Annotated in this window: 13 protein-coding genes; 7 read left to right on the top strand and 6 right to left on the bottom strand. The window is 64.5% G+C overall.

What is annotated here, in order from left to right:
- Window positions 1-150: 150 nt before the first annotated feature.
- The 4 genes from AB4Y82_RS10795 to AB4Y82_RS10780 all read right to left on the bottom strand — a co-directional run bounded on the left by AB4Y82_RS10795 (window position 151) and on the right by AB4Y82_RS10780 (window position 6405).
- Window positions 151-2415, bottom strand: coding sequence for a molybdopterin cofactor-binding domain-containing protein (locus AB4Y82_RS10795; RefSeq protein WP_441603090.1), 2265 nt, complete (start codon window positions 2413-2415; stop codon window positions 151-153).
- The gene (locus AB4Y82_RS10790; protein ID WP_441611271.1) at window positions 2412-2942 is read right to left on the bottom strand and encodes a (2Fe-2S)-binding protein; all 531 of its coding nucleotides are present in this window, start codon (window positions 2940-2942) and stop codon (window positions 2412-2414) included. Before AB4Y82_RS10790 ends, AB4Y82_RS10795 begins: the two co-directional genes overlap by 4 nt.
- A 51-nt stretch (window positions 2943-2993) precedes the next feature.
- Window positions 2994-4319 (bottom strand): APC family permease, encoded by a 1326-nt coding sequence (locus AB4Y82_RS10785; RefSeq protein ID WP_441603088.1) that lies wholly within the window; start codon window positions 4317-4319, stop codon window positions 2994-2996.
- 169 nt (window positions 4320-4488) lie between these two features.
- Window positions 4489-6405 carry a S53 family peptidase gene (locus AB4Y82_RS10780; protein ID WP_441603087.1) on the bottom strand — a complete coding sequence of 639 codons (1917 nt, stop codon included), beginning with the start codon at window positions 6403-6405 and terminating at the stop codon, window positions 4489-4491.
- Between the two features lie 422 nt (window positions 6406-6827).
- Here AB4Y82_RS10780 and AB4Y82_RS10775 point away from each other — a divergent pair, with 422 nt between their 5' ends.
- From AB4Y82_RS10775 to AB4Y82_RS10745, 7 genes are all read left to right on the top strand, one after another.
- Complete coding sequence (locus AB4Y82_RS10775; RefSeq protein ID WP_441611270.1) at window positions 6828-8342, top strand: fumarate hydratase; 1515 nt, start codon at window positions 6828-6830, stop codon at window positions 8340-8342.
- 279 nt (window positions 8343-8621) lie between these two features.
- Window positions 8622-11240, top strand: coding sequence for a bifunctional aspartate kinase/diaminopimelate decarboxylase (locus AB4Y82_RS10770; RefSeq protein WP_441611269.1), 2619 nt, complete (start codon window positions 8622-8624; stop codon window positions 11238-11240).
- A 95-nt stretch (window positions 11241-11335) separates the two neighbouring features.
- Window positions 11336-11731 (top strand): endonuclease domain-containing protein, encoded by a 396-nt coding sequence (locus AB4Y82_RS10765; protein WP_441603084.1) that lies wholly within the window; start codon window positions 11336-11338, stop codon window positions 11729-11731.
- Window positions 11732-11734: 3 nt separating this feature from the next.
- On the top strand, window positions 11735-13078 hold the full coding sequence (murL, locus tag AB4Y82_RS10760) for a UDP-N-acetyl-alpha-D-muramoyl-L-alanyl-L-glutamate epimerase (protein WP_441603083.1): 1344 nt from the start codon (window positions 11735-11737) through the stop codon (window positions 13076-13078).
- 14 nt (window positions 13079-13092) lie between these two features.
- On the top strand, window positions 13093-14445 hold the full coding sequence (gene murD / locus AB4Y82_RS10755) for a UDP-N-acetylmuramoyl-L-alanine--D-glutamate ligase (protein WP_441603159.1): 1353 nt from the start codon (window positions 13093-13095) through the stop codon (window positions 14443-14445).
- A complete protein-coding gene (locus AB4Y82_RS10750) occupies window positions 14408-14920 on the top strand; it encodes a GNAT family N-acetyltransferase (RefSeq protein WP_441603082.1) in 513 nt (170 codons plus the stop codon). Before murD ends, AB4Y82_RS10750 begins: the two co-directional genes overlap by 38 nt.
- A 128-nt stretch (window positions 14921-15048) precedes the next feature.
- Window positions 15049-15435 carry a DUF6632 domain-containing protein gene (locus tag AB4Y82_RS10745; RefSeq protein WP_441603081.1) on the top strand — a complete coding sequence of 129 codons (387 nt, stop codon included), beginning with the start codon at window positions 15049-15051 and terminating at the stop codon, window positions 15433-15435.
- Window positions 15436-15492: 57 nt separating this feature from the next.
- On the opposite strand, the gene AB4Y82_RS10740 is transcribed toward AB4Y82_RS10745, so the two are convergent.
- Both AB4Y82_RS10740 and AB4Y82_RS10735 read right to left on the bottom strand, forming a co-directional pair.
- Window positions 15493-17571: a M13 family metallopeptidase gene (locus AB4Y82_RS10740; protein WP_441603080.1), complete on the bottom strand. Its 2079-nt coding sequence runs from the start codon at window positions 17569-17571 to the stop codon at window positions 15493-15495.
- Between the two features lie 172 nt (window positions 17572-17743).
- Window positions 17744-21538: a translocation/assembly module TamB domain-containing protein gene (locus AB4Y82_RS10735; RefSeq protein ID WP_441603079.1), complete on the bottom strand. Its 3795-nt coding sequence runs from the start codon at window positions 21536-21538 to the stop codon at window positions 17744-17746.
- Window positions 21539-21543 lie beyond the last annotated feature (5 nt).

The following is a 21543-nucleotide window of genomic DNA, read 5'->3' as shown; positions in this document are numbered from 1 at the left end:
GCGGCGCGCGTCCGTGAAATTACTCAAATGCGTCTGTCATCTTGCGGGTTTTCGTGCACGGTTTCGTCACAAAGCTTTCCGTGCCCGGTAGCCTGCGCTCTCGCGTGAGGCTACTCGTCAGGACGCGGGAGCCGGGCGGCTCCCTGACCGTTACAGCATGCGCAGCATTTCTTTCAGCAGCGGCAAGCGACGCACGCGCACGGCGCTCACGCGGAACACTGCATTGGCCAAGGCCGGCGCTGCCGTGGGCATGCCCAGGAAGCTCGCACCGGTGGGATCGCGATCGCCCGGCACGATGATCACTTCGGTGGTGTCCGGCAACTGGGCCATGTTCGCCAGCGGGTAGTCCTTCCAGCTGCGCTGCTGCACCTGACTGTCCTTGTAGCTGATCGACAGATTCAACGCGGTGGACAGCGCATCGAGCGTGGCGCCTGCGACCTGGCCTTCCAGTCCGGTGGGGTTGATCACGCGGCCCACGTCGACCGCGCAGACCACGCGTTCGATGTTGAGCTTATTGCCTTGGAGGGACGTCTCGATCGCGTGCGCCACATAGGCACCGTCCACGTGCCAGCAGGCGATGCCCAGGCCATTGACGGTGCGCAGCCAGTTCTTCCACTCGATGCGGTCGGCCACCAGCTTGAGCACATTGATCAGGCGGGAGGTGTCCAGCGTGCGGTTGTCGCCGAGCGGGATGACGCGCGGCTCGCCGATCAGGCGCAGGCGCGTGACCAGCGGATCTTCCTTGAGCGATTGCGCGATCTCGTCGACGAAGCTCTCGACGGCGAATGCATTGTTGACGTTCGGCATGCCGCGCGAAGGGCCGCGCAACATCGCCGACGGCAGCGAATACCAGTCACTGCGCAAGTTGGTCACCAGGCCCGCCGGCAACTGATGGGCATCCAGTTCGGACGTCCATAGGCGGTTGTCGGCCACGCCGCGCTGCGCCAGCGCCGAGGCGCTGGCCATGCGCTGGTTCCAGCTGGTGACCTGGCGCTTGCCGTCCAGCGTGGCGCTGAACTTGTGCACGGTGGCCGAGCGATAGAAATCCTGCGTAAGGTCTTCGTCGCGCGTCCACATCAGCTTGACCGGCTTCTCGACTGCCTTGGCGAGCATCACGGCTTCGGCGACGTAATCGTGATCGAGGCGACGGCCGTAGCCGCCGCCCACGCGCGGTACACGGATTTCGATCTGCGCAGGGGCGAGGCCAGTGAGTCGCTGCACGACTTTCCAAGCCTTCTGCGGCGCCTGCGTCGGCACCACCAGCACGGCGCCGTCCTTGTCGATGCGGACCACGCAATTCATCGGTTCCGGCGTGGCGTGCGCCAGCCACGGTTGCACGTAGGTCGCTTCCACCCGGCGGGCGGCCTTCTTGGCGACGGCGTCGACGTCGCCGTCGTTGCGCACGCGTGCGGCTGGCTGGGCGTTCTTGTCATTGAGAACGTCGCTGGCCTGCTGTTCGAACCAGGCGCTGCTTTCGCTTTGTGCGCCGGCCTTCCACTGCAACTTGAGTTTCGCTCGACCCTGCAGGGCGGCCCAGGTGTTTTCAGCGAGTACGGCCACGGCGGGCGAACGCACCGTCTGGCCAAGCGGAATGCCCGCCTCCGGTTTGATCTGCACGACCTTGACGACACCCTTCACCGCCATGGTGTCGGTCGTGTCCAGGCTCTCCACGCTGCCGTCAGGCCAGGGGCAGTGCGTCAGCACGGCGATCAGCGCTTCGGCCGGATAGGTATCCAGCGCATACGGCGCCTGGCCGGTGACGATAGCTCGCGCGTCGATATCACCGGCCGGTTGGCCGATCAGGCTGTAATGCTCGGGCGACTTCGGCGGCACCGGCGTGGCGGGCGGGGCGATCTTGGCGGCGGCATCGGCGAGCGAGCCGTAGCCGAAGCGACGACCATCGGGTGCGATGACGCTGCCCTCTTCGCAGCGCAGGCGGTCGGCGGGAACGCCAAGGCGTCGCGCCGCGGCCTGCAGCAGCAGCCAGCGCGCGAGCGCGCCGGCGCCACGAAGATCGGCCCACGCAGCGGGAATGGAATCGCCCAGCCCGCTGGTCTGGTGTCCGTAGATCCAGCGCGGCTGGCCGTTGTCGTCTTCCACGCCGAGGCCGAGCGAGACCACGCTCACGCGCGTCCAGTCGGCATCGAGTTCGTCGGCGATGATGCGCGCCAGCGAGGTGGACGTGCCGGTGCCGGTGTCCGGATCGCGCACGCCGATCACGATGTTGCCGTCCGCATCGATGCGCACGTAGGCGCCCAGGCCATACAGCGTGTCGCCCAGCATGGCGGCGGGCACCGGCGCGTCGGCGGCGTCCGCGAACGGAATGCCGATGATCAAGGCGCCGGCGCTACCGGCCAGCACCTGCAGGAAACGTCGACGCGAGAGCTGCGGCGTGTGGTCGTTCGCGCGGCTCATGCGTGCGCTCCCTTGGCGACGCGCTTGATGGCGAGGCGCACGCGGGTCTGGCAGCCGCAGCGGCAAAGATTGGGCAACTGGTCGATGTCGTTGTCGCTCGGTTGCGGATGGCGCGTCAGCAAATCGATCGAAGCCATCAGCCAACCCGGGGTGCAATAGCCACAGCCAATGGCGTCTTCGTCGACGAAGGCCTGCTGCAGCGGATGAAGTTTGCCGTCGGCCGCGGCCAGTCCCTCGACGGTGGTCACGGCCTTGCCGGCCAGTTTGGCCACGGGCAGGGTGGTGGCCGAGGCGAGCTTGCCGTCGACCAGCACCAGGTCGTAGCCGCCTTCGCCGTGCTCGCCGCTGTACTTGGTGCCGGTAAGGCGCAGCACGTCGCGCAGATACCACAGCAGGGGCATCTGATCGTCACCGGTGTGGCGATAGCTCCTGCCATTGATCTCCAGATCGACTCCCTCGCGCACCTTCTCGGCCACGATGGTGTTGCTTGTTCCGGGTGTCGGTAACTGGTCTTGCGACTGCGCCATCGGTACAGAACTCCTTGGATATCTACTTATTGTGGCATCGGAGCGCGATGCTTAGGAGGTAACCCGGCTGAACAGGCGTCGCCAGACCAGGTAGACCGGGATGCCGGCGGCCATGATCAGCAGGCCGATGCCCGTGTTCAGGGGGCTGCTACGCAGGCTTTGCACCATCACCAGGCCGATGGTGGCGATGAAGATCAGCGGCAGCAGCGGGTAACCGGGTACGCGGAAGCTGGCTTGATCGCCTTCCCGGCGGCGATACCAGAACAAGGTGCCGACGCCAAAGGCGCAGGCGAGCCAGTCGCCAAAGGTCGCGTAATCGAGCAGTTGGCCGTAACTGCCGGACCACACCAGCACGATGGCCCAGCCAGAGAGCAGCAACAGCGCGACATTGGGCGTGTGGTGCTTCGGATGCAGGCGGGCCACGCTGCGGAAGAACAGGCCGTCTTCGCCCATCACCTGCAGCACGCGGGCACCCGCCACCAGGGTGATATTGCAGAAGCCCAGCGCGGAAATCGCCACGCCCACCGCGATCAGTTTTGCCCCTGCCGTGCCAAAGACCCGCTGCATCACATCGGCCGCGGGCGCGCGGCTGGCGGCGAGGCCGGCGTGGCCGAGCACCGCGAGATAGGCGAGGTTGACCAGGGCATAAGCCGCGATCACCAGCAGCATGCCGATGAACAGGGCGCGTGGCAGGGTGCGTTGCGGCTCGCTGACCTCACCGGCCAGGTTGTTGAGATAGGTGAATCCGGAATAGGCAAACAGCACCGGCAGCGCGGCGCCCATGAAACCCACGTCGGCCGTTTGCGGGTCGGTGGCCAGCATGCCGTGGCCGCTCACGCCGGCCAGGAACAGGCCGCAAACCACCAGCACCGCCACGGCCAGCAGCTTGAGCAAAGTAAACAGGTTCTGCACCTGGGCACCCAGGCGCAGGCCGAACAGGTTGATCAGTGCCACAAAGACCAGCGCGCCGATGGCCAGACTGGTGGCGGCGCTGGCGGGCAGGCCGAACAGGGAGGCTGCGTAGCTGGCAAAGATGGTGGCCACCGCTGCGGTCGATCCGGAATAGATCACCAGCAACATGCTCCAGCCGAACAGGAAACCGGCCAGCGGGCCAAACGCTTCGCGCAGGTACACGTAGCTGCCGCCCGCATGAGGACGACGCGCTCCGAGTTCCGCATAGCAGAGTGCGCCGATCAGGGTCAGCAAGCCGGCGCCGATCCACATCAGCAGCAGCGACAGACCGGACGATGTGCGCATCGCCACGACGTACGGATTGAGGAAGATACCGCCGCCGATGATGCCGCCGACCACGATCATGGCCGCGTCCCACGGTCGGAGGCGGCGGACGTAACCGCCGGACGTCGAGGTGTCGGTCATGAAGGCTTCGCTGCGGGAAAGTGCAGCGAGCATCGCAACTGGGGCCGGTATCGGCAAGCCCTCGACGTCCGTCGGGCCGGCAAAAGAGAAGGGCCGGCACAGGCCGGCCGGGCAGTAAAGAGAAGGGCCGGCACAGGCCGGCCCTTCGTCGACGATCAGGCGCTGGTGCTTAGAACACCGTCATGAACAGCGCCAGGTTGGTCACGTTGAGCGTGCCGATGCCGGCACCGGGTTCATACCCGCCCACGCCCTTGTAGAACCAGTTGTCTCCGGACTTGATGTCGTTGAACGGCGAGAAAGCGCCGTAGCCGAAGATGTTCTGCAGCGGATAAATCTGCGGGTTCCACAAGCCCTGGCGACCGCGCGTGGCCTGCTTGAGCAGCGCGCTGATGCCGTTGAGCTGCGGTGCGACGAAGCTGGTGCCGCCTGAGCCGGTGAGCAGGCCCGGGCCATCCAGCGAGGAGACCAGGCTGTAGCCGGTTTCCGGGTCGGCGTTGAGCGAGATGTCCGGCTCATTGCGGCCCTTGTAGTTGGCCGGCAGCGTGTAATCGATGCCGAACTCAGGGAACAGCCAGCGCTGGTTTTTCTCGCTCTTCTTGATCCCGGGCGTGAACGCCTGGTACAGCGGCACCGGCCAGAACACGCTCACGCCGCCACCACCGCCCACCGAGAACACGGCAACGTTGAGGCCCAGGTTCTTCTTGAAATAGGTCTGGATGTAATCCCAGCCCCAGACACCTTCCTTGGTGATCGATTCGACCGGACCGCCGCGGAAGCTGTAACTGAAGGGCACCGTGGTGCCGCCCGCGGTGGTGATGAACGGATCGGATCCCGGGGCGTCCGCCGTCAGCGGCGGCGGTACCGGATCGGTCAGCGAGCCGCCAAAGCCGCGTACGGTGTCATAGGCGCCGGAGTCGCCCGAGGTGGCGAACATCGAGATGCCTTGCACCGCGGCTTCCAGAAACACCTGATGGAAGGCGCGCAGCTCATCAGTGAAATCCACGCCGCCTTCGGTCTGCGGGAAATACAGGATTTCCGGCGAACCCCAGCTTACCGACAGACTGTCGACCTTGTTGTCGGACACCGCCTGATTGAACACGTCGAAGAAACCGGCATCGGTATTGGGCGCGTCATAGACGATGATGTCTGCCCACGGTGCGAGGCCGCCGGATTGCTCTACGTCAAGCGACGTTTCGCCGGAACCGGCCGGGCCGCTCAGCGGTCCGCCGCCGTCCACATGCACCTGGGTGATGCGGTTGGGCTTGACCGACAAGCCGATGGCGCTCCAGTAGCTATACGCGTCGGCCGGCAGGAAATCCGCCAGCGTGGCGATGCCGATGGTCGAGCCCTTGCCGTTCACGCCCGCCTTGTAGAGCGGATTGATGTTGTAGCGATTGGCTACATCGCCCACGGTGAACTCACCGGGCGTGCAGGTGGCGGTGGGATTGCCGGTGCAGGGCGGCGCAGCAGGCGCCGCCGCAGCGGTTCTGGCCGCCGGGCTCATCGTCGATGCCGAAGCGGGCGCGACGGGCTCGAAGGCCGACACGCGATGCGAGCGATAACGTGCCTCGGTGCTCAGGCCCGATGCAACAATCAGCGTGCCCGACAGCGACGAGGGCAGGGTGGGTTGATTGCTCGGCCGATGGAAGGTCGTGCCATCCGCGCTCTGGTAATCGTGGATGGACGTCTGGAAGGCTTTATTGAATTGGCCGACCGTGCCGCTCACCTTGATGGCGAGATGATTGGGCAGCAGTTCCACTTGCGTGAGCCCCTGCTGCTTGACGAACGCCTGCACCTTGGCGATGTCGCTGGCCGAGGCGCCGAAGCGGTCGGCAAACTGATCGGTGGTGAGGAAGCGGTGGTACGAGGGGTTACCCTGGGTCACCGTGCTGTAAACCAGACTCTCCAGCGCCGCCTGGTTTCGAAGGCCCAGTACGAGCGTAACGTTCACTTTCTGGCTGGTGTTGCTTGGGCCGAGATCGGCCGGTGACGAACTGCCGGCAGCCATCGCTACCGAAGTAGCGCCACCGAAGAGCAGAAGGCCGAGAGAGACCGCGAGCGACTTGCGATGCAACGTCGAGAGCATGTTGTTTCTCCAGGGTAGATACAGCCGACGCTGCGCATCGACGACGCCCCTGCGCGCCGCCGCGCCCTTCAGCGAGGCCGTAAAACGGACGTAATCGCTTTCCCCAAAATCCCAGCCCGCCCCCTGGAGTGACACTCGCGCTGGTGCGGTGAAGCTAGCGCTGACCAGGGCATCCTGGAAGTGAACGCCGGTGCGTAATAAATTTCGACAACGAGGCAGTTGCTTGATTTGCGACCGCAAGTTATTGCGCCTACAACCTATGGCCTAGTCGGCTGGCCCTTTGGCCGAGCATTTGACCGGAAAAAGAACGGCTTGCGGGTATTTTTCAAGCCCAGGAGCCATTTGCGGCACAATAGAAGGGTTGTGCGTCGCGGACATCCCTGTTTTCGGCGCCCTGATCCCCCGGAGTCGAAGCAGCCGCCATGACCACCATCAAGCAAGACGATTTGATCCAGTCCGTCGCCGACGCCCTGCAGTACATCAGCTACTACCACCCCGTCGACTACATCAAGAACCTCGCCGCTGCCTATGAGCGCGAAGAGTCGCCGGCCGCCAAAGACGCGATGGCCCAGATCCTGATCAACTCGCGCATGGCCGCCGAAGGCCATCGCCCGCTGTGCCAGGACACCGGCATCGTCACGGTGTTTCTGAAAGTGGGCATGAATGTGCGCTGGGACGCCACGATGTCGCTTGACGACATGGTGAACGAGGGCGTGCGCCGCGCCTATAACGATCCGGACAACAAGCTGCGCGCCAGCGTGCTGGCCGATCCGGCCGGCAAGCGCAGCAACACCAAGGACAACACGCCGGCGGTGATCAACGTCTCCATCGTGCCTGGCGACACCGTCGAGGTGATCGTCGCGGCCAAGGGCGGCGGTTCCGAGGCCAAGTCCAAGTTCGCCATGCTCAATCCGTCCGATTCCATCGTGGACTGGGTGCTCAAGACCGTGCCGACCATGGGCGCCGGCTGGTGCCCGCCGGGCATGCTGGGCATCGGCATCGGCGGCACCGCCGAGAAGGCGATGTTGCTGGCGAAGGAATCGTTGATGGAACACATCGACATCCAGGAGCTGATCGCGCGCGGCCCGCAGAACCGCATCGAGGAACTGCGCGTGGAGCTGTACGAGAAGGTCAATGCGCTGGGCATCGGCGCGCAAGGCCTGGGTGGTCTGACCACCGTGCTCGATATCAAGATCAAGGATTACCCGACCCACGCGGCAAACCTGCCGGTGGCGTTGATCCCCAACTGCGCCGCCACGCGCCATGCGCATTTCACCCTGGATGGCTCGGGCCCGGTCGCGCTCGATCCGCCGTCGCTGGAAGACTGGCCCAAGCTGACCTACGACTCGAGCAAGGGTCGCCGCGTGAATCTGGATACGGTCACCCGCGAAGAAGTTGCCAGCTGGATGCCGGGCGAAGTGCTGCTGCTCAACGGCAAGCTGCTGACCGGCCGCGACGCCGCGCACAAGCGCATGGTCGACATGCTCAACAAGGGCGAGCCGCTGCCGGTCGATTTCAAGAATCGATTCATTTACTACGTGGGCCCGGTCGATCCGGTGCGCGACGAAGTGGTGGGCCCGGCCGGCCCGACCACCGCCACGCGCATGGACAAGTTCACTGAGCAGGTGCTGGCCCAGACCGGACTCTTGGGCATGGTCGGCAAGGCCGAGCGTGGCCCGGCTGCGATCGAGGCGATCAAGCAGCACCAGTCGGTGTATTTGATGGCCGTGGGCGGCGCCGCTTATCTGGTGTCCAAGGCGATCAAGGCATCGCGCGTGGTCGGCTTCGCTGACCTGGGTATGGAAGCGATCTACGAGTTCACCGTTGAGGACATGCCGGTGACCGTGGCCGTGGATTCCGCTGGTACGTCCGTGCATCAGACGGGGCCGAAGGAGTGGCAGGGGCGCATTGGCAAGATTCCCGTGGTCGTTGCGTAACACCACACTTCTCCTTCTCCCCGTCGGGGAGAAGGCCGGGATGAGGGGCGGGTGCTTGCCCGAACGTTGCTAACGTGAGCTCTCGCTCGGCTAGAAACTGAGGCTAGATTGGCCCCTCGCCCCAACCCTCTCCCCGGAGGGGAGAGGGAGCTGACTGCGGCACTTCCAATCATCTCCGCATTTAGCCATCCAAACGCCTACTGTTTCGAGAGGTTGCATTCCTCCTGCTGCGGCGCAACACTCACCAGATTGTCTTCCCCACCACCACCGAAGGTAACCGTGAACCCGCAAAGCCCCGCGTCGCTCACCAACGACGCTCCCTGGATCGTGATGAAGTTTGGCGGCACCAGTGTCGCCACCCTGCCGCGCTGGCAGAATATTCTGGAGCTGGTAGCCAGCCGTCGCGCCGAAGGCGCACGTGTGCTGGTTGTCGTTTCGGCACTCTCCGGCATCACCGACGCACTCAAACAACTGTGCGCACAGGAAGACAAGGGCAAACGCATCGAGGCTGCCAAGGCGATCGCACAGCGTCACTACGACCTGCTCGATCACATGCAGCTGGCGGTTCCGGACACCCTCGGCGCCCGACTCGCCGAACTGGCGCAGCTGGCCGAAGACGGCCCGTCGCTGCTGGGCGAGCTGGCCTGGTCGGCACGCGTGCAGGCGCATGGCGAGCTGATGTCCAGCGCGCTGGGCTCGGCGTTTCTCAGCCATAGCGGTCTGGACACGCAATGGGTCGACGCGCGCGATTGCCTTGCCGCCATTGCGCTGCCCAACCAGAACGAGCGCACCAAACTGCTCTCGGCAATGGTGGAAACGCGGCCCGATCCGGCGCTCAATGCGCGACTTGCCGAGCTGGGCGAGGTGTTTATCACCCAGGGTTTCATCGCGCGCGAGGCGCAGGGCCGCACGGTGCTGCTCGGCCGCGGTGGATCCGATACGTCGGCCTCGTACTTCGGTGCGCTGCTGAAAGCGCAGCGAGTGGAAATCTGGACCGACGTGGCCGGCATGTTCACCGCCAATCCACGCCAGGTTCCCAGCGCGCGCCTGTTGCAGCGCCTGGATTACGAAGAAGCCCAGGAAATCGCTTCCACCGGCGCCAAGGTGCTGCATCCGCGCTGCCTGTCGCCGTTGCGCGAGCCGCGTGTGCCTTTGCTGATCAAGGACACCAATCGCCCGGAACTGGAAGGCACCTTGATCGGCCCCGAGGTGCGCGAGCATGCACCCAGCGTCAAGGCCATCAGCGCACGCAAAGGCATCACCCTGGTGTCGATGGAGTCGGTCGGCATGTGGCAGCAGGTCGGCTTTCTTGCCGACGTGTTCGCGCAGTTCAAGCAGCACGGTCTGTCGGTGGACATGATTGGTTCGGCCGAGACCAACGTCACCGTGTCGCTGGACCCTACGGAAAATCTGCTCGATTCCGATGCGCTCGCCGCCCTGGCCAGCGATCTGGCCAAGGTCTGCCGCGTGAAGGTGATTGCGCCGTGCGCGGCGATTACCCTGGTGGGTCGCGGCATGCGTTCGATGCTGCATACGCTGTCCAGCGTGCTGGCGGAGTTTGGTCAGCTGCGCGTGCACATGATCTCGCAGTCGTCCAACAACTTGAATCTCACCTTTGTGGTGGATGAAAACGTCGTCGACGAATTGCTGCCGCATCTGCACGAACTGCTGATCACCGCGGGCGCCTTGCGTACCGACGACAGTGCCTTGTTCGGCCCGAGCTGGCAGGCGTTGTATGGCACGGGCGACGTGTTGCCGCCGGCGGCTTCGTGGTGGCGCGAGGAGCGTCGCGCTGAGCTGCTCAAGATCGGTGCGGGCGCGACGCCGCGCTACGTCTACCACTTGCCGACGGTGCGCCAGCAGGCGCGCGAGCTGAAGACGCTGGGTGCGGTGGATCGCCTGCATTACGCGGTCAAAGCCAATACGCATCCGACCATTCTGAAGGCGCTTGCCGAAGAGGGTTTCGGCTTCGAATGCGTGTCACCGGGCGAATTGAAGGCGGTGATGGCGGTGGTGCCGGAAACGGCGCCGCTGCTGTTCACGCCCAACTTCGCGCCGCGCGAAGACTACGAGTGGGCGCTCACCACGCGCGCCACGCTGTCGCTGGACTCGCTCTATCAGCTGGAAAACTGGGGCGAGCTTTTCCGCGGTCGCGAAGTGGTGCTGCGTCTTGATCTGGGCCGCGGCCTGGGTCATCACGAGAAAGTGCGCACGGGCGGCAGTGGCAGCAAGTTCGGTTTGCCGGTGGAGCAGCTCGATGCGTTCCTTCGTCTTGCCGATACGCATGGTGCCATCGTGCGCGGCCTGCATGCGCATCTGGGCTCGGGCATCCTCGACGATGGCCATTGGGGCGAGGTGTACGGCCAGCTGGCGAGCCTGGCCGAGCGCATCGGCAGCGTCACCTTCCTGGATATCGGCGGCGGCCTTGGCGTGCCGTCCCATCCGGGAGAGGCGCGCTTGGATATCGCCGCGCTCGACAAGGTGCTGCGCGACGTAAAGGCCGCTTATCCACATTACAAACTGTGGATGGAGCCGGGTCGTTACCTTGTCGCCGACGCGGGCGTGCTGATCACCAAGGTCACCCAGACCAAGGGCAAGGGCCATGGCCAGATCCGTTATCTCGGTGTCGATACCGGCATGAACAGCCTGATCCGTCCGGCGCTGTACGAGGCCTGGCACGAGATCGTCAACCTCACGCGGCTGGACGAGCCGGCCACGGCCTTGTTCCAGGTGGTCGGCCCGATCTGCGAGAGCGGCGACGTACTCGGCACCGACCGCCGCCTGCCCGAGCCGCAGGAAGGCGACGTGGTGCTGGTGGCGCAAGCGGGGGCGTACGGCAAGGTGATGTCCTCGCCGTATAACCTGCGGGATGAGGCGGAGGAGATCATCCTCGAGTAACCCTCGGTCCCACACTTCTCCCTCTCTCCGGAGGGGAGAGGGCTGGGGTGAGGGGCGGGTGCTCGCGGTGACTTTCCAATCACGGACGCTCACGGATGAAGCGTTTAAACGTAGATGGAGCACGCAGCCTGCGCGTCGGTCAGACAGACGCCGAGCAGTTGCTCTGGTATCACCTGCGAAATCGCCGCCTGCAAGGCTGGAAATTCCGCCGCCAGAACGAGATCGGACCATACGTCGTTGATTTTGTCTGTCCGGATGCGGGCCTGATCGTGGAGCTCGACGGCGGCCAACATGGCGATCAGCTGATTTATGACGAAGCGCGAACACGAAAGCTTGGGGAAGAGGGCTACCGCGTGCTGCGTTTCTGGAACAATGAAGTACTGACGAACACTGAAAGCGTGCTTGAGGTCATTTTCGAGGCTTTGGCCAGCCCCGGCCCCTCACCCCAACCCTCTCCCCGGAGGGGCGAGGGAGCATGCAATGGAGACTGAGGCGTGACCACCAACATCAATCCTCGCCTGACCCAGGTATTCCGCTACCTGCGCTGCAGCTATGCCGACGGCGTAGCCGAGCTGGTGTATGCGTTCGATCACGGTGACGAACTGGTCGAGCGCGTGCGCTTCCCGAATGCGCCAGCCATTCCCGCGAACCATCAGGCCGCCTTCGAGCAGGCGCTGAAGATGCTGCATCTCATCGCGGGCGTCAGCTACTACAAGGCCGGCGTGCCGCCGCGCATCGAGGTCGCGGGTGGCCCGCTGGACGACAGCACGGCGGACCTGCTCGACGCGCTTTATCTGCATGGACTGGCCGAGTTTGCCTATCGCAACGGGTTGGATCTGCGTGGTCGCATCAACTTCCCCCGCGGCGGCGCGAAGCAGCCGGAAGCCAAGGCGCTGGGCCTGCCGCATCGCACCCTGGTGCCGATCGGCGGCGGCAAAGACTCACTTGTTGCCGTGGAAGCGATCAAATCCATCGGTGGTGACGCCACGGCCGTATGGGTCGGCAATTCGCCCTTGATCGCCGCGTGCGCCGAACGCACCGGCCTGCCCATGCTCAATATCCAGCGCGAACTCGCGCCGGGCCTGTTCGAACTCAATCGCCTGGGTGCGTGGAACGGCCATATCCCGGTGACGGCGGTGAACTCCGCGATCCTCGCCGTGGCGGCCATCCTCTATGGCTTCGACAGCATCGCGTTCGCCAATGAGCGCTCCGCCTCGGCTGCCACGCTGGAGTACGACGGCCAGCAGGTGAATCACCAGTGGAGCAAGGGCTATGCGTTCGAGCAGTTGCTCGGCGACTGGCTGCACCAGCACGTGGCGGCCGATCTCGACTATTGCTCGCTGCTGCGGCCGTATTCCGAGCTGGCGGTGACGCGCGCGTTCGCCAAGCTCACGCCCTATTTCGACGTGTTTTCCAGCTGCAACCGCAACTTCAAGATCCTTGGCCCCAAGCCGGCGGATCGCTGGTGCGGTCAGTGTCCGAAGTGCCACTTCGTGTTCCTGGCGCTGGCGCCGTTCCTGCCCAAGCCGCGTCTGCTGTCCATCTTCGGGCGCAATCTGCTGGACGATGAAAACCTCGCGCCGGGTTTCGATGCGCTGCTGGAATACCAGGACCACAAGCCGTTCGAGTGCGTGGGCGAGGGTGCGGAAGCACGCGCAGCGATGCTGGCGTTGAGCCAGCGTTCGGAATGGCAGGAAGACGCCCTAGTCGCACGTTTCATCCGCGAAATCCTGCCGCAGCTCGACGTGAGCGAACTGGCGCTGGAACCCTGGCTGCAGCCGTCCGGCGAACAGCGCATTCCCAAGCGTCTCCTGCCGGCGTTGGCGTTCTTCGCGTGACCACCTTGCCGCCGCTGCGCATCGCCGATCTTGCCAACAAGCGAGTGGCGATCTGGGGCTTCGGACGGGAGGGCAAGGCGGCCATCGCAGCCATTCGTGCGCGTTTGCCCGAGCTTGCGCTCACGCTGTTCTGCAGCGATGCGGAAATCACCGCGGCCAAAGCGTTCGATGCCACGCTCACGGTGCACGGGCAGGAACCGGATGCCACGGCGCTCGCCAGGTTCGACGTGGTGGTGAAGTCGCCTGGCATTTCGGCCTACAAGCCGGCGCTGCTGGCCGCCCATGAGGCGGGTATCCGCGTGACGTCGGGTACGGCCCTGTGGTTTGCCGAAAAGCCCACGGCACGCGTTGTTGCCGTCACCGGCACCAAGGGCAAAAGCACCACCACCGCTTTGCTCGCGCATCTTGCCCGCAGTCTTGGCGTGCGCACGGCGCTGGCCGGCAACATCGGCATGCCGTTGCTCGAACTGCTCGATGAGTCGGCCGAGCTCTGGGCCATCGAGCTTTCCAGTTTTCAGACCGGGGAAGCAGGGCCGGTCGAGCTTGGCGTCATCACCAGCCTTTACGAGGAACACCTCGACTGGCATGGCTCGCGCGAGCGCTACATCGAAGACAAGCTCAAGCTTGCCGGCGTGTCGAAACAGCTGCTGGTCAACGCCACGCAGCCATCGCTGTTGGAGCGCACGGCGCAACATCCGCACCGCATCGTGTTTGGCGACGCGCAAGGGTGGCATGTCGCCGGTGGCTTCATTCGCCACGGTGCCGAACCGGTGTTTGAGATCGCCAACCTGCGCGCACCCGGCGAACACAATGCGCTCAACGCCTGCGCCGCGCTCGCTGCGCTGGAGTTCATGGGTTTTGATGCACTCAAGGCCGCGCCCTCACTCGCAACGTTCAGGCCCTTGCCACATCGCTTGCAGCCGCTGGGTGAGCACGACGGTTTCCAGTGGGTCAACGATTCCATCAGCACCACGCCCCAGGCCACGCTCGCGGCGTTGAACAGTCTGGAAGGCCGCGCCGTGACGGTCATCGTGGGTGGCCATGATCGTGGCCTGGACTGGAGTGATTTTGTCGTCGCTGCGAGAACGCATGCACCGCACGCCATTGTCGCCCAGGGCGCCAACGGCCCGCGTATTGCGCAGGCATTGCGTGAAGCAGGTATCGCCGTGGAAGAAGCGCCAGGTCTGCCAGACGCGGTCCAGCGCGCCCGGGCAGTGACGCCTGACGGCGGTACCATCCTGCTTTCTCCTGGCGCACCCAGCTTCGACCAGTTCCACGATTACGCCGACCGAGGTCGACACTTTGCCGAGATGGCCGGTTTCGATGCCCATGACATCATCGGCATCGAAGGTCTGGGTATTCACTGAGGAAGCCCTGGCGATGACGTTCGATATCCGCATCGATGACCTGCGTGGCCCGGAGATCGGCGCATTGCTGCAGGAACACCTCGACGACATGGCGAAGTGGTCGCCACCCGAAAGCATCCATGCGCTCGACCTGGACAGGCTGCGCGCGCCACAGATCACCTTCTGGACCGTGTGGGAAGGGGCTGAGCTGGTAGGTTGCGGTGCCATCCGCAAGCTTGACGACGAGCATGCCGAAATCAAATCCATGCGCACGTCCAGGCGCCATCGTCGCAAGGGCGTGGCGGCATGTGTGCTCAGGCACATCCTCAAGGAGGCCTCGCGCCGTGGCTATCGCCGCTTGAGCCTGGAAACGGGTTCGCCCGCCGCGTTCGAGCCGGCACGACAGTTGTATGCGCGCTTTGGCTTCACGCTCTGTGGCCCGTTCGGTGATTACGTGGACGATTCCTTCAGCGTGTTCATGACGCGAACGCTCTGACCGCGACTAGCCTTGCCGAAGCATCCCGCGCACCGGCCCTACGCGAAGATCTAGACCGTTCGTCCGACATCACCAGCCGGCGCCCGGGCATAGACTGCCTCCCTCGCCAAAAGCAGCTGAGGTGAGCCGTGAGCGACTTACAACGTCTCAAGCTTCTTCGCATCGTCCTGGTCTTGCTGGGCGTCGTCTTCCTGCTCATCTATCCGCTGATGCAACTGTGGCCTTCGGGCTGGGTGTGGCACGAGGGTTATTCCGACTACCCGCTGATGATCGTGGGCGTCTACGCGACGCTCGGAGTGTTCCTGATACGCGCGGCCCGCGATCCCTTGGCCAATCTCAGCCTGATCTGGTTCGCCGTGTGGTCCAGCGTCGCGCACGGCGCGATCATGGCGGCGCAGTCGTTCATGCATCCCATGCATATGGGGCATCTGCTGGGTGACGTGCCGGCGCTGTTTATCGTAGCCATCGTGCTGGGTTTGCTTACGCCACGCAGCACGGCTGCGCGGGTGGCTTGAACGAAAAGGCCACGTCTTTCGCAAGACGTGGCCCAGGTTTTTATCCCAGCAGGCGCGTTACCAGATCTTCACGCGATCGGCCGGCGCCAGGTACAGTGTTTCGCCCGGCTTGGGCTGGAACGCGTCGTACCAGCCGTCCAGATTGCGCACGACCTGCGCACGGAAGCGGCCCGGCGCATGTTCGTTGCCGATCACTCGCTGGCGCATCGCGGCATCGCGGATCTTCTCGCGCCAGGTCTGGGCAAAGGCCAGGAAGAAGCGCTGGTCACCGGTAAGGCCGTCAACCACGGGCGCCGGCTTGCCGCCGAGCGACTTGTGATACGCCACGTAGGCAATCGTAAGTCCGGACACGTCCGCGATGTTTTCGCCCAGCGTCTGCTGGCCATTGATGTGCAGGCCCGGCAGTGCTTCATACGCGTTGTACTGCTCGACAAGTTTCTGGCCTGCAGCCTTGAAGTGCGCCTGATCTTCCGGCGTCCACCAGTTGGCGAGGTTGCCCTGCGCATCGAACTCGGCGCCAAGGTTGTCGAAGCTGTGGCTGATTTCGTGACCGATCACGGCGCCAATGGAGCCATAGTTGGCGGCGGCGTCGACCTTCGGATCGAAGAACGGCGCTTCGAGTATCGCGGCCGGGAAATTCAATGCATTCTGCAGCGGCAGGTTGACCGCGTTGACCATCTGCGGGGTCATCCACCACTCGCCGCGATCCACCGGCTGGCCCAACTTGGCGACTTGATGATCGTACTCGTATTTCTCGGCGCGCTGCTTGTTGCCCAGCGCGTCGTCGGCACGAATATCGAGCTTGCTGTAGTCACGCCAATGTTCCGGATAGCCCACGCTCACGCGGATGCTGGCGATCTTGGCTTTGGCTTTCTCGCGCGTCGCCGGCGTCATCCAGTCCAGATGATCCACGCGCTCGTTGAACGCGGCGAGGATGTTCTTCACCATCTGCTCGACCTGCTGCTTGGACGAGGCCGGGAAATACTCCTTCACGTAAATCTGGCCGACCGCATCGCCGAGCGCGACATTGGTGCTGGCCACGCCGCGCTTCCAGCGATCGCGTTGCTGGGGCGTGCCGGACAGGGTCTGGCCGTAGAAGCCGAAGCTGAGGTCGGCATACGCCTTGGGCAGCAACGAGGCGCTTTGGTTGAGCGCGTGGAAGGTCAGGTAGTCCTTCCAGGTCTGCAACGGCTCGCTGGCCGTCAGCGCGGAAAGCGCCTTGATGGCCGGCACCTGCCACACGTCGACGGTCTTCTGCTGATCCAGGCCCGCAGCCTTGAAATAAGCATTCCAATCCAGGCCCGGCGCGTTCCTGGCGAACGCGTCCATCGCCCACGGGTTATTGGCCTTGTGGATGTCCTGGCTGTCGACCATGTCGACCTGCGCCTTGGCGATCTTGGTTTCCAGCTCGAGGATGGCCTTGGCCTTTGCGTCGGCATCGGCGATGTTTGCCTGCTTCAGCAGCGCAGCGATATACGCCTGATATTTGCCGCGCGTTTCCACCATCGCCTTGTCGTCGGACAGGTAGTAGTCGCGCGTAGGCATGCCAAGGCCGCCTTGCAGCAGGTATGGGATATTGCGCGTGGCGTCCTGCAGGCCGTGCGATACGAACAGACCGAACAAGTGCTCCGTCTGGAAATTGGTGGCGTTCACCGGGTCCACGTCGGCGCGCAGGCCATCGCCCAGCACGCGGGCGAGATCGGCCTTGCTTTGGATCGCGTCGATCTGATGCAGCTCGGGCTGCAGCGGTTCGAGACCGCGCTTCTCGATGCCGGCCTCGTCCATGAACGCAGCGTAGTAATCGGCGATCTTGCGCGTGTTGCTGCCCGCAGCCGGATTGCCCTTGCCTGCCGCCTGGATCAGCTCGGCATTGCGCTTCTCGGTCTTCTGGAACACTTCCGGGAAGTTGCCGGTGCTGGAGCGATCCGCCGGAATCTCAGCGGTCTTCTTCCAGTTGCCATTGGCGTAGTTATCGAAATCGTTGCCCGGCTGCACGCTGTGGTCGATGCCGGCCAGGTCGATGCCGCTGGCGCTGCGAGCGGCGGCATGAGCCGGCGCCGGCGGGGTGGCGGTGGCCGCCATGGCGCAGGTGGTGGTCATCGCTGCGGCCGTGAAAATCCAACGAAGCTGGCGCATGAGCGGTCTCCTGAGCGGGAAAGCGGTAACGATAGTCCGTCATCTCCCTGTTGGGGGCATGACTTTTGGGCTAGGGGCAGGGCGCGTCGCCTCCTTGCAGGAGCGCACGCGTGCGCGACCTTGCACATCACTACGCCGCAGTCGCGCACGGGTGTGCTCCTGCAAGCGAGTGTCAGCGCTCGATGCGGTAGTTCAGGGAGGCGCGATTGAAGTCAGTCGCGGTTTGCGCTTCGAAATTCCAGCGGCTGTTGAAGTGGTAGCGCAACGTGATGACCTGGCCGGGGTCGAACAAGCCCACGCCATAACTGATGTAGAGGCGCGGCGAGAGGTACTTGCCCACGGTAAATGCAGACCCGCCGTTGAGTGCGTCATTGCTGCTGACGCCGATGTCGTCCACGCCCAGGCGCGAGCCGATGCTCTTGGCCAGCAGGTTGCCCGTGGCCGAGCCCAGCGCTTGCGCCGCCGCACCCACCATATTGCCTTCACCACCCTTCACCTGGGACAGCGGCTTGCCGGTGATCAGGTAGGAGAGGGCGTCGGACTGTTCCATCGGCGGCTGCGAGAACACCGTGAGCACGGGTCGTTGCGCAGTGCCCGCGATGTTGAGGCCCACCTGCTGGCCGTCGTCGATGGTGGCGTTGGGATTGAGCTTGCGGACGGCGCGGATATTGAGGCCCGGGTTATCGATGGGCGTGCTCGCAAACAGCAGCTGACCGCGGGCGATCTGCAGGTTCTGGCCGTAGGCCTTATAGGTGCCTGCCACGTCGATCTGACCCTGGCCGGTGGTGGCGCGGCCGGGTCGTTCGCTGACCACGAGCTGGCCGCGCAAAGTGCCATCGAGGCCCATGCCGACGAGGTGGGCCTTTTTGCCCAGGTTCACGGTGACGGTGGCGGATATCGGCATCTGGCTTGCCGTTTGCTCCTGCTGCTTCTCGTCCACCACGACCACGTCGGGCGACGCTTTGGTGGCTCCCGCGCCGGGTAATTTGTCGAGATTCACGTCGGCGCTGTCGAGCGTCACGTTGCCGGTGATGTCCAGACCTTTGTCGTCGTGGCGCACGGCCAGATCGGGTGATATCGCCACCTTGGCGGCGGGGAGGTCGACTGCCTTGAAGTTGCTGCCCTTTACCGACAGCACGCTCTGCGCATCGGCGCCCAGTGCCGCCGTGCCTGCGAGCACGACGCTGCCGTCGCCCGAATGCAGCGTGCCGTCGATGCGGAAATGTCGCGCATCCGTCGTGCCGATGGCGATGCGTCCCTGGTTGAGCTTGAGGCCCATGCCGGGAATTTCCGCGGAGAAGTCGGTGAGGTTGGCCTGTCCGCTGATGGCCGGCTGCGCCAGCGTGTCTGCGAGATTGAAGTCGCCATTCATGGCGCCCTTGGGATTGACGACCTCGGTGGTGAAGATTTCCAGCAGCTTGAGATTGCTCACATGGATGCCGACATGGCCACCGAGCGATTGCTGCGCACCCGTGATATTCACCTGGCCGTCGATGCGTCCGTTGTTGGTCAGGCCCGCATGCAACACCAGCTGCTGGCTCGCGGGGCTGAGCTGCGCGTTAAGCGCGAGGTTGTCGTAGGTCACCAGCGGCTGGTCGGCGCGATCGGCATAGGCTACGGAGCCGCGCGGCGAAGTAATCGACGCGTTGCCCGTCAGGGCGCCCGCTGTATTGCGGCGCAGACTGCCGCTGCCCTCGAGTGTGCCTTCCACGCGCATGGGCTGCTTGCTGGTGCTCACCGCGCTCATGATCAGCGCGATGGGCAGACCGTGCAGTCGATAGCTCGCATCGAGATTGCCGGCCTTGTCCTGTTTGGCGGCGGCACACAGCAGAGGTTCGCCTGCGGTGAGGCAAAGCTCGGAAAGATTGAGCGCACCATCGTTATAGGAGAGCTGCGTCGACTGCTGCAGTCGCCACGGCGGCAGGCCGGCAAAATCCACATTGAGCGTGGAAAGCGTGCCATTCCATGCCGAGCCCCTGAGGCTGCCACTTAGCGCCAGATCCGTCGACAGCGGCGAGCCATGCGCGGTGAGCGTGAGGCTGTGGCGTTCGGCCGTGCCATCGCCGCGTACGTTGACTTGGGTGAAGGCGAGGCCGCCGGCGTTCACGCCACTGGTCTGCAGATCGAGCTTGCCGCCGGGATGACTGATGTCGGGCACGTTGGCGACCAGCCGCAACGCGTTGACCTGTTGGCCCGCATAACTGAGTGCGCTGCCTTGCAGATTGGCTTCGACCGCGAGCCTGGGATGCTTGCCGCGCACTTGGATGGTGCCCTGGAGACGTCCGGCAGACTCGGGCAGCCAATCGCCCAGCGAGGCGACCGCCAGCTTGATCGTGATGTCGTTGGTGTTGCCCGGCTTCGCGTCGATCCGCGCATCGCTGCCGCCGGAGATCAGATGCAGCTGGCCGTCGATCACGCCTTCGGGCGGCAGGTGCAGCTTGCCGTCGCCGTGCACGGTGCGATCGCGCAGACGACCATCGAATTTCTTGATCTCGAGTGTGACGTCGGGATGGTCCTGCGGCAGCGTGCCTTGCGAGGCGATGTCGAAATCCAGCGAGCCGTTCCATTTCGCCAGCACATGACCCGGGTCGAAACGGTGGGCGATCGCTTCCATCTGCCAGCCGAACGTCGGTTGCAGATTCAGCGTTCCCTTGGCCTGCAGATCGCCTTGCGGCTGTTTGACCGTGAGCGCATGCAGGTTGATGAGTTGCGGCGTGCCGTCGAGCACGAGTGTGACATCGGCCAGCTTGCCTGCCGGGCCGATGGCCAGGGTGCTTTCCGCGTGGAATTGTTCGGTAGTGCCCTTGGCCGTGAGGCTGCCATGGCTCAGCAGTGTCTGGCCGGCCATCTGCTCGGGCAGCACCACGTCCTTCCACTCGACGGTGAGGTCGGCTGCCAGTGGTTTGGCCGCCAGCTGCGCGACGCCATGCACACCGACGCCACCCTTGAACTGCGGCGAGGTGATGCCCAGCTGTTCGATCGTCAAGGTGTTGAGATCGTCGCTGAAGCGCGCGGTAAGCGGCTGCAAGTGCAGCTGGTAGTCGTTGAGGCCCAGTTGGCCGGTGAGCGTGCCGCTGCGGCGGTCGCCCTTGCCGGTGAGCGCTACGGCGAGGCCGGTGAGCGAGCTCTCGCCGAGCAAAGGCTTGGGATCGAAGCGCGGCGCATCGAGCGTCGCCGTCCATGCATAGTCGCCGCCTTGCGCCAGCGCCAATTGAAATCGCACAGCCGTGGGCTGCGTGAGTTGCAGATCGGCGTGCGCCTGCTTGCCGTCGCCGCTTGCGATCAGTTCACCGGCATATTCGGTGCCGCTCACGGTCCAGGCAAAGCTCGCCTTGCTGTCGCCCTGGTATTTGCTGCCCACCACCAGGCGGCCGGTCAGATCCGCATGGCCTTCGGGCGCGCGCAGCTTGAGCTGGCGAAGTTCGATGCCGCGACTGCCGGTCCAGCTGCCCGCGACGTCGAGCGAATCAGAGGCGAACAACGGTTGTCCCGCCTGCGTGATCTTCACTGAGCCGATGTGCGCACGATCGAGCAGCATATCGAACGGCGGCTTCCACCATGAGCTGCTCTGGCTCTCGGGCGATTGGGGTTCACTGGGAGGCAGCGCCACCTCGACACCGTCGGCGTCGAGATCGAGCACATGCAGCCGTTTGCGGGAGAGAGCAGGCACGCGCAGATCCAGGTGCGCCTTGGCGACCTTGACGTCGAGCCCTTTGCCATCGGCATAACGCAAGCCCACCAGATCAAGCGGCCCGACGAGACGGCCCTGTGCCGATTGCACAGTGAGCTGGCCATCCGTGAAGCCTTCCGCACGCGCCAAGGCGAAGCGCAGGCCCGGCGCTGTGCCGATCACCCATGCGATGAACGCAAGCAGCACCAGCACCAACGCGAGCACGGACAGCAGCGTCCAGCGCAGCCAGTGGCGGCGTGGGCGAGGCGCGGGAGCGGAGGCGGTCGTCTCAGTCATCACAT

The organism is Dyella sp. 2YAF14, from assembly GCF_052114725.1.
Classification (GTDB): domain Bacteria; phylum Pseudomonadota; class Gammaproteobacteria; order Xanthomonadales; family Rhodanobacteraceae; genus Dyella.
Note: the sequence above shows the minus strand (reverse complement) of the source record. Positions and strands in the feature narration are given on the sequence as shown.

Excerpts from the sequence above, each read along its gene's own strand:
- AB4Y82_RS10795 (WP_441603090.1), bottom strand. The coding sequence starts at position 2,415 with ATGAGCCGCGCGAACGACCACACGCCGCAGCTCTCGCGTCGACGTTTC.
- AB4Y82_RS10790 (WP_441611271.1), bottom strand. The coding sequence starts at position 2,942 with ATGGCGCAGTCGCAAGACCAGTTACCGACACCCGGAACAAGCAACACC.
- AB4Y82_RS10785 (WP_441603088.1), bottom strand. The coding sequence starts at position 4,319 with ATGACCGACACCTCGACGTCCGGCGGTTACGTCCGCCGCCTCCGACCG.
- AB4Y82_RS10780 (WP_441603087.1), bottom strand. The coding sequence starts at position 6,405 with ATGCTCTCGACGTTGCATCGCAAGTCGCTCGCGGTCTCTCTCGGCCTT.
- AB4Y82_RS10775 (WP_441611270.1), top strand. The coding sequence starts at position 6,828 with ATGACCACCATCAAGCAAGACGATTTGATCCAGTCCGTCGCCGACGCC.
- AB4Y82_RS10765 (WP_441603084.1), top strand. The coding sequence starts at position 11,336 with ATGAAGCGTTTAAACGTAGATGGAGCACGCAGCCTGCGCGTCGGTCAG.
- AB4Y82_RS10750 (WP_441603082.1), top strand. The coding sequence starts at position 14,408 with ATGACATCATCGGCATCGAAGGTCTGGGTATTCACTGAGGAAGCCCTG.
- AB4Y82_RS10740 (WP_441603080.1), bottom strand. The coding sequence starts at position 17,571 with ATGCGCCAGCTTCGTTGGATTTTCACGGCCGCAGCGATGACCACCACC.
- AB4Y82_RS10735 (WP_441603079.1), bottom strand. The coding sequence starts at position 21,538 with ATGACTGAGACGACCGCCTCCGCTCCCGCGCCTCGCCCACGCCGCCAC.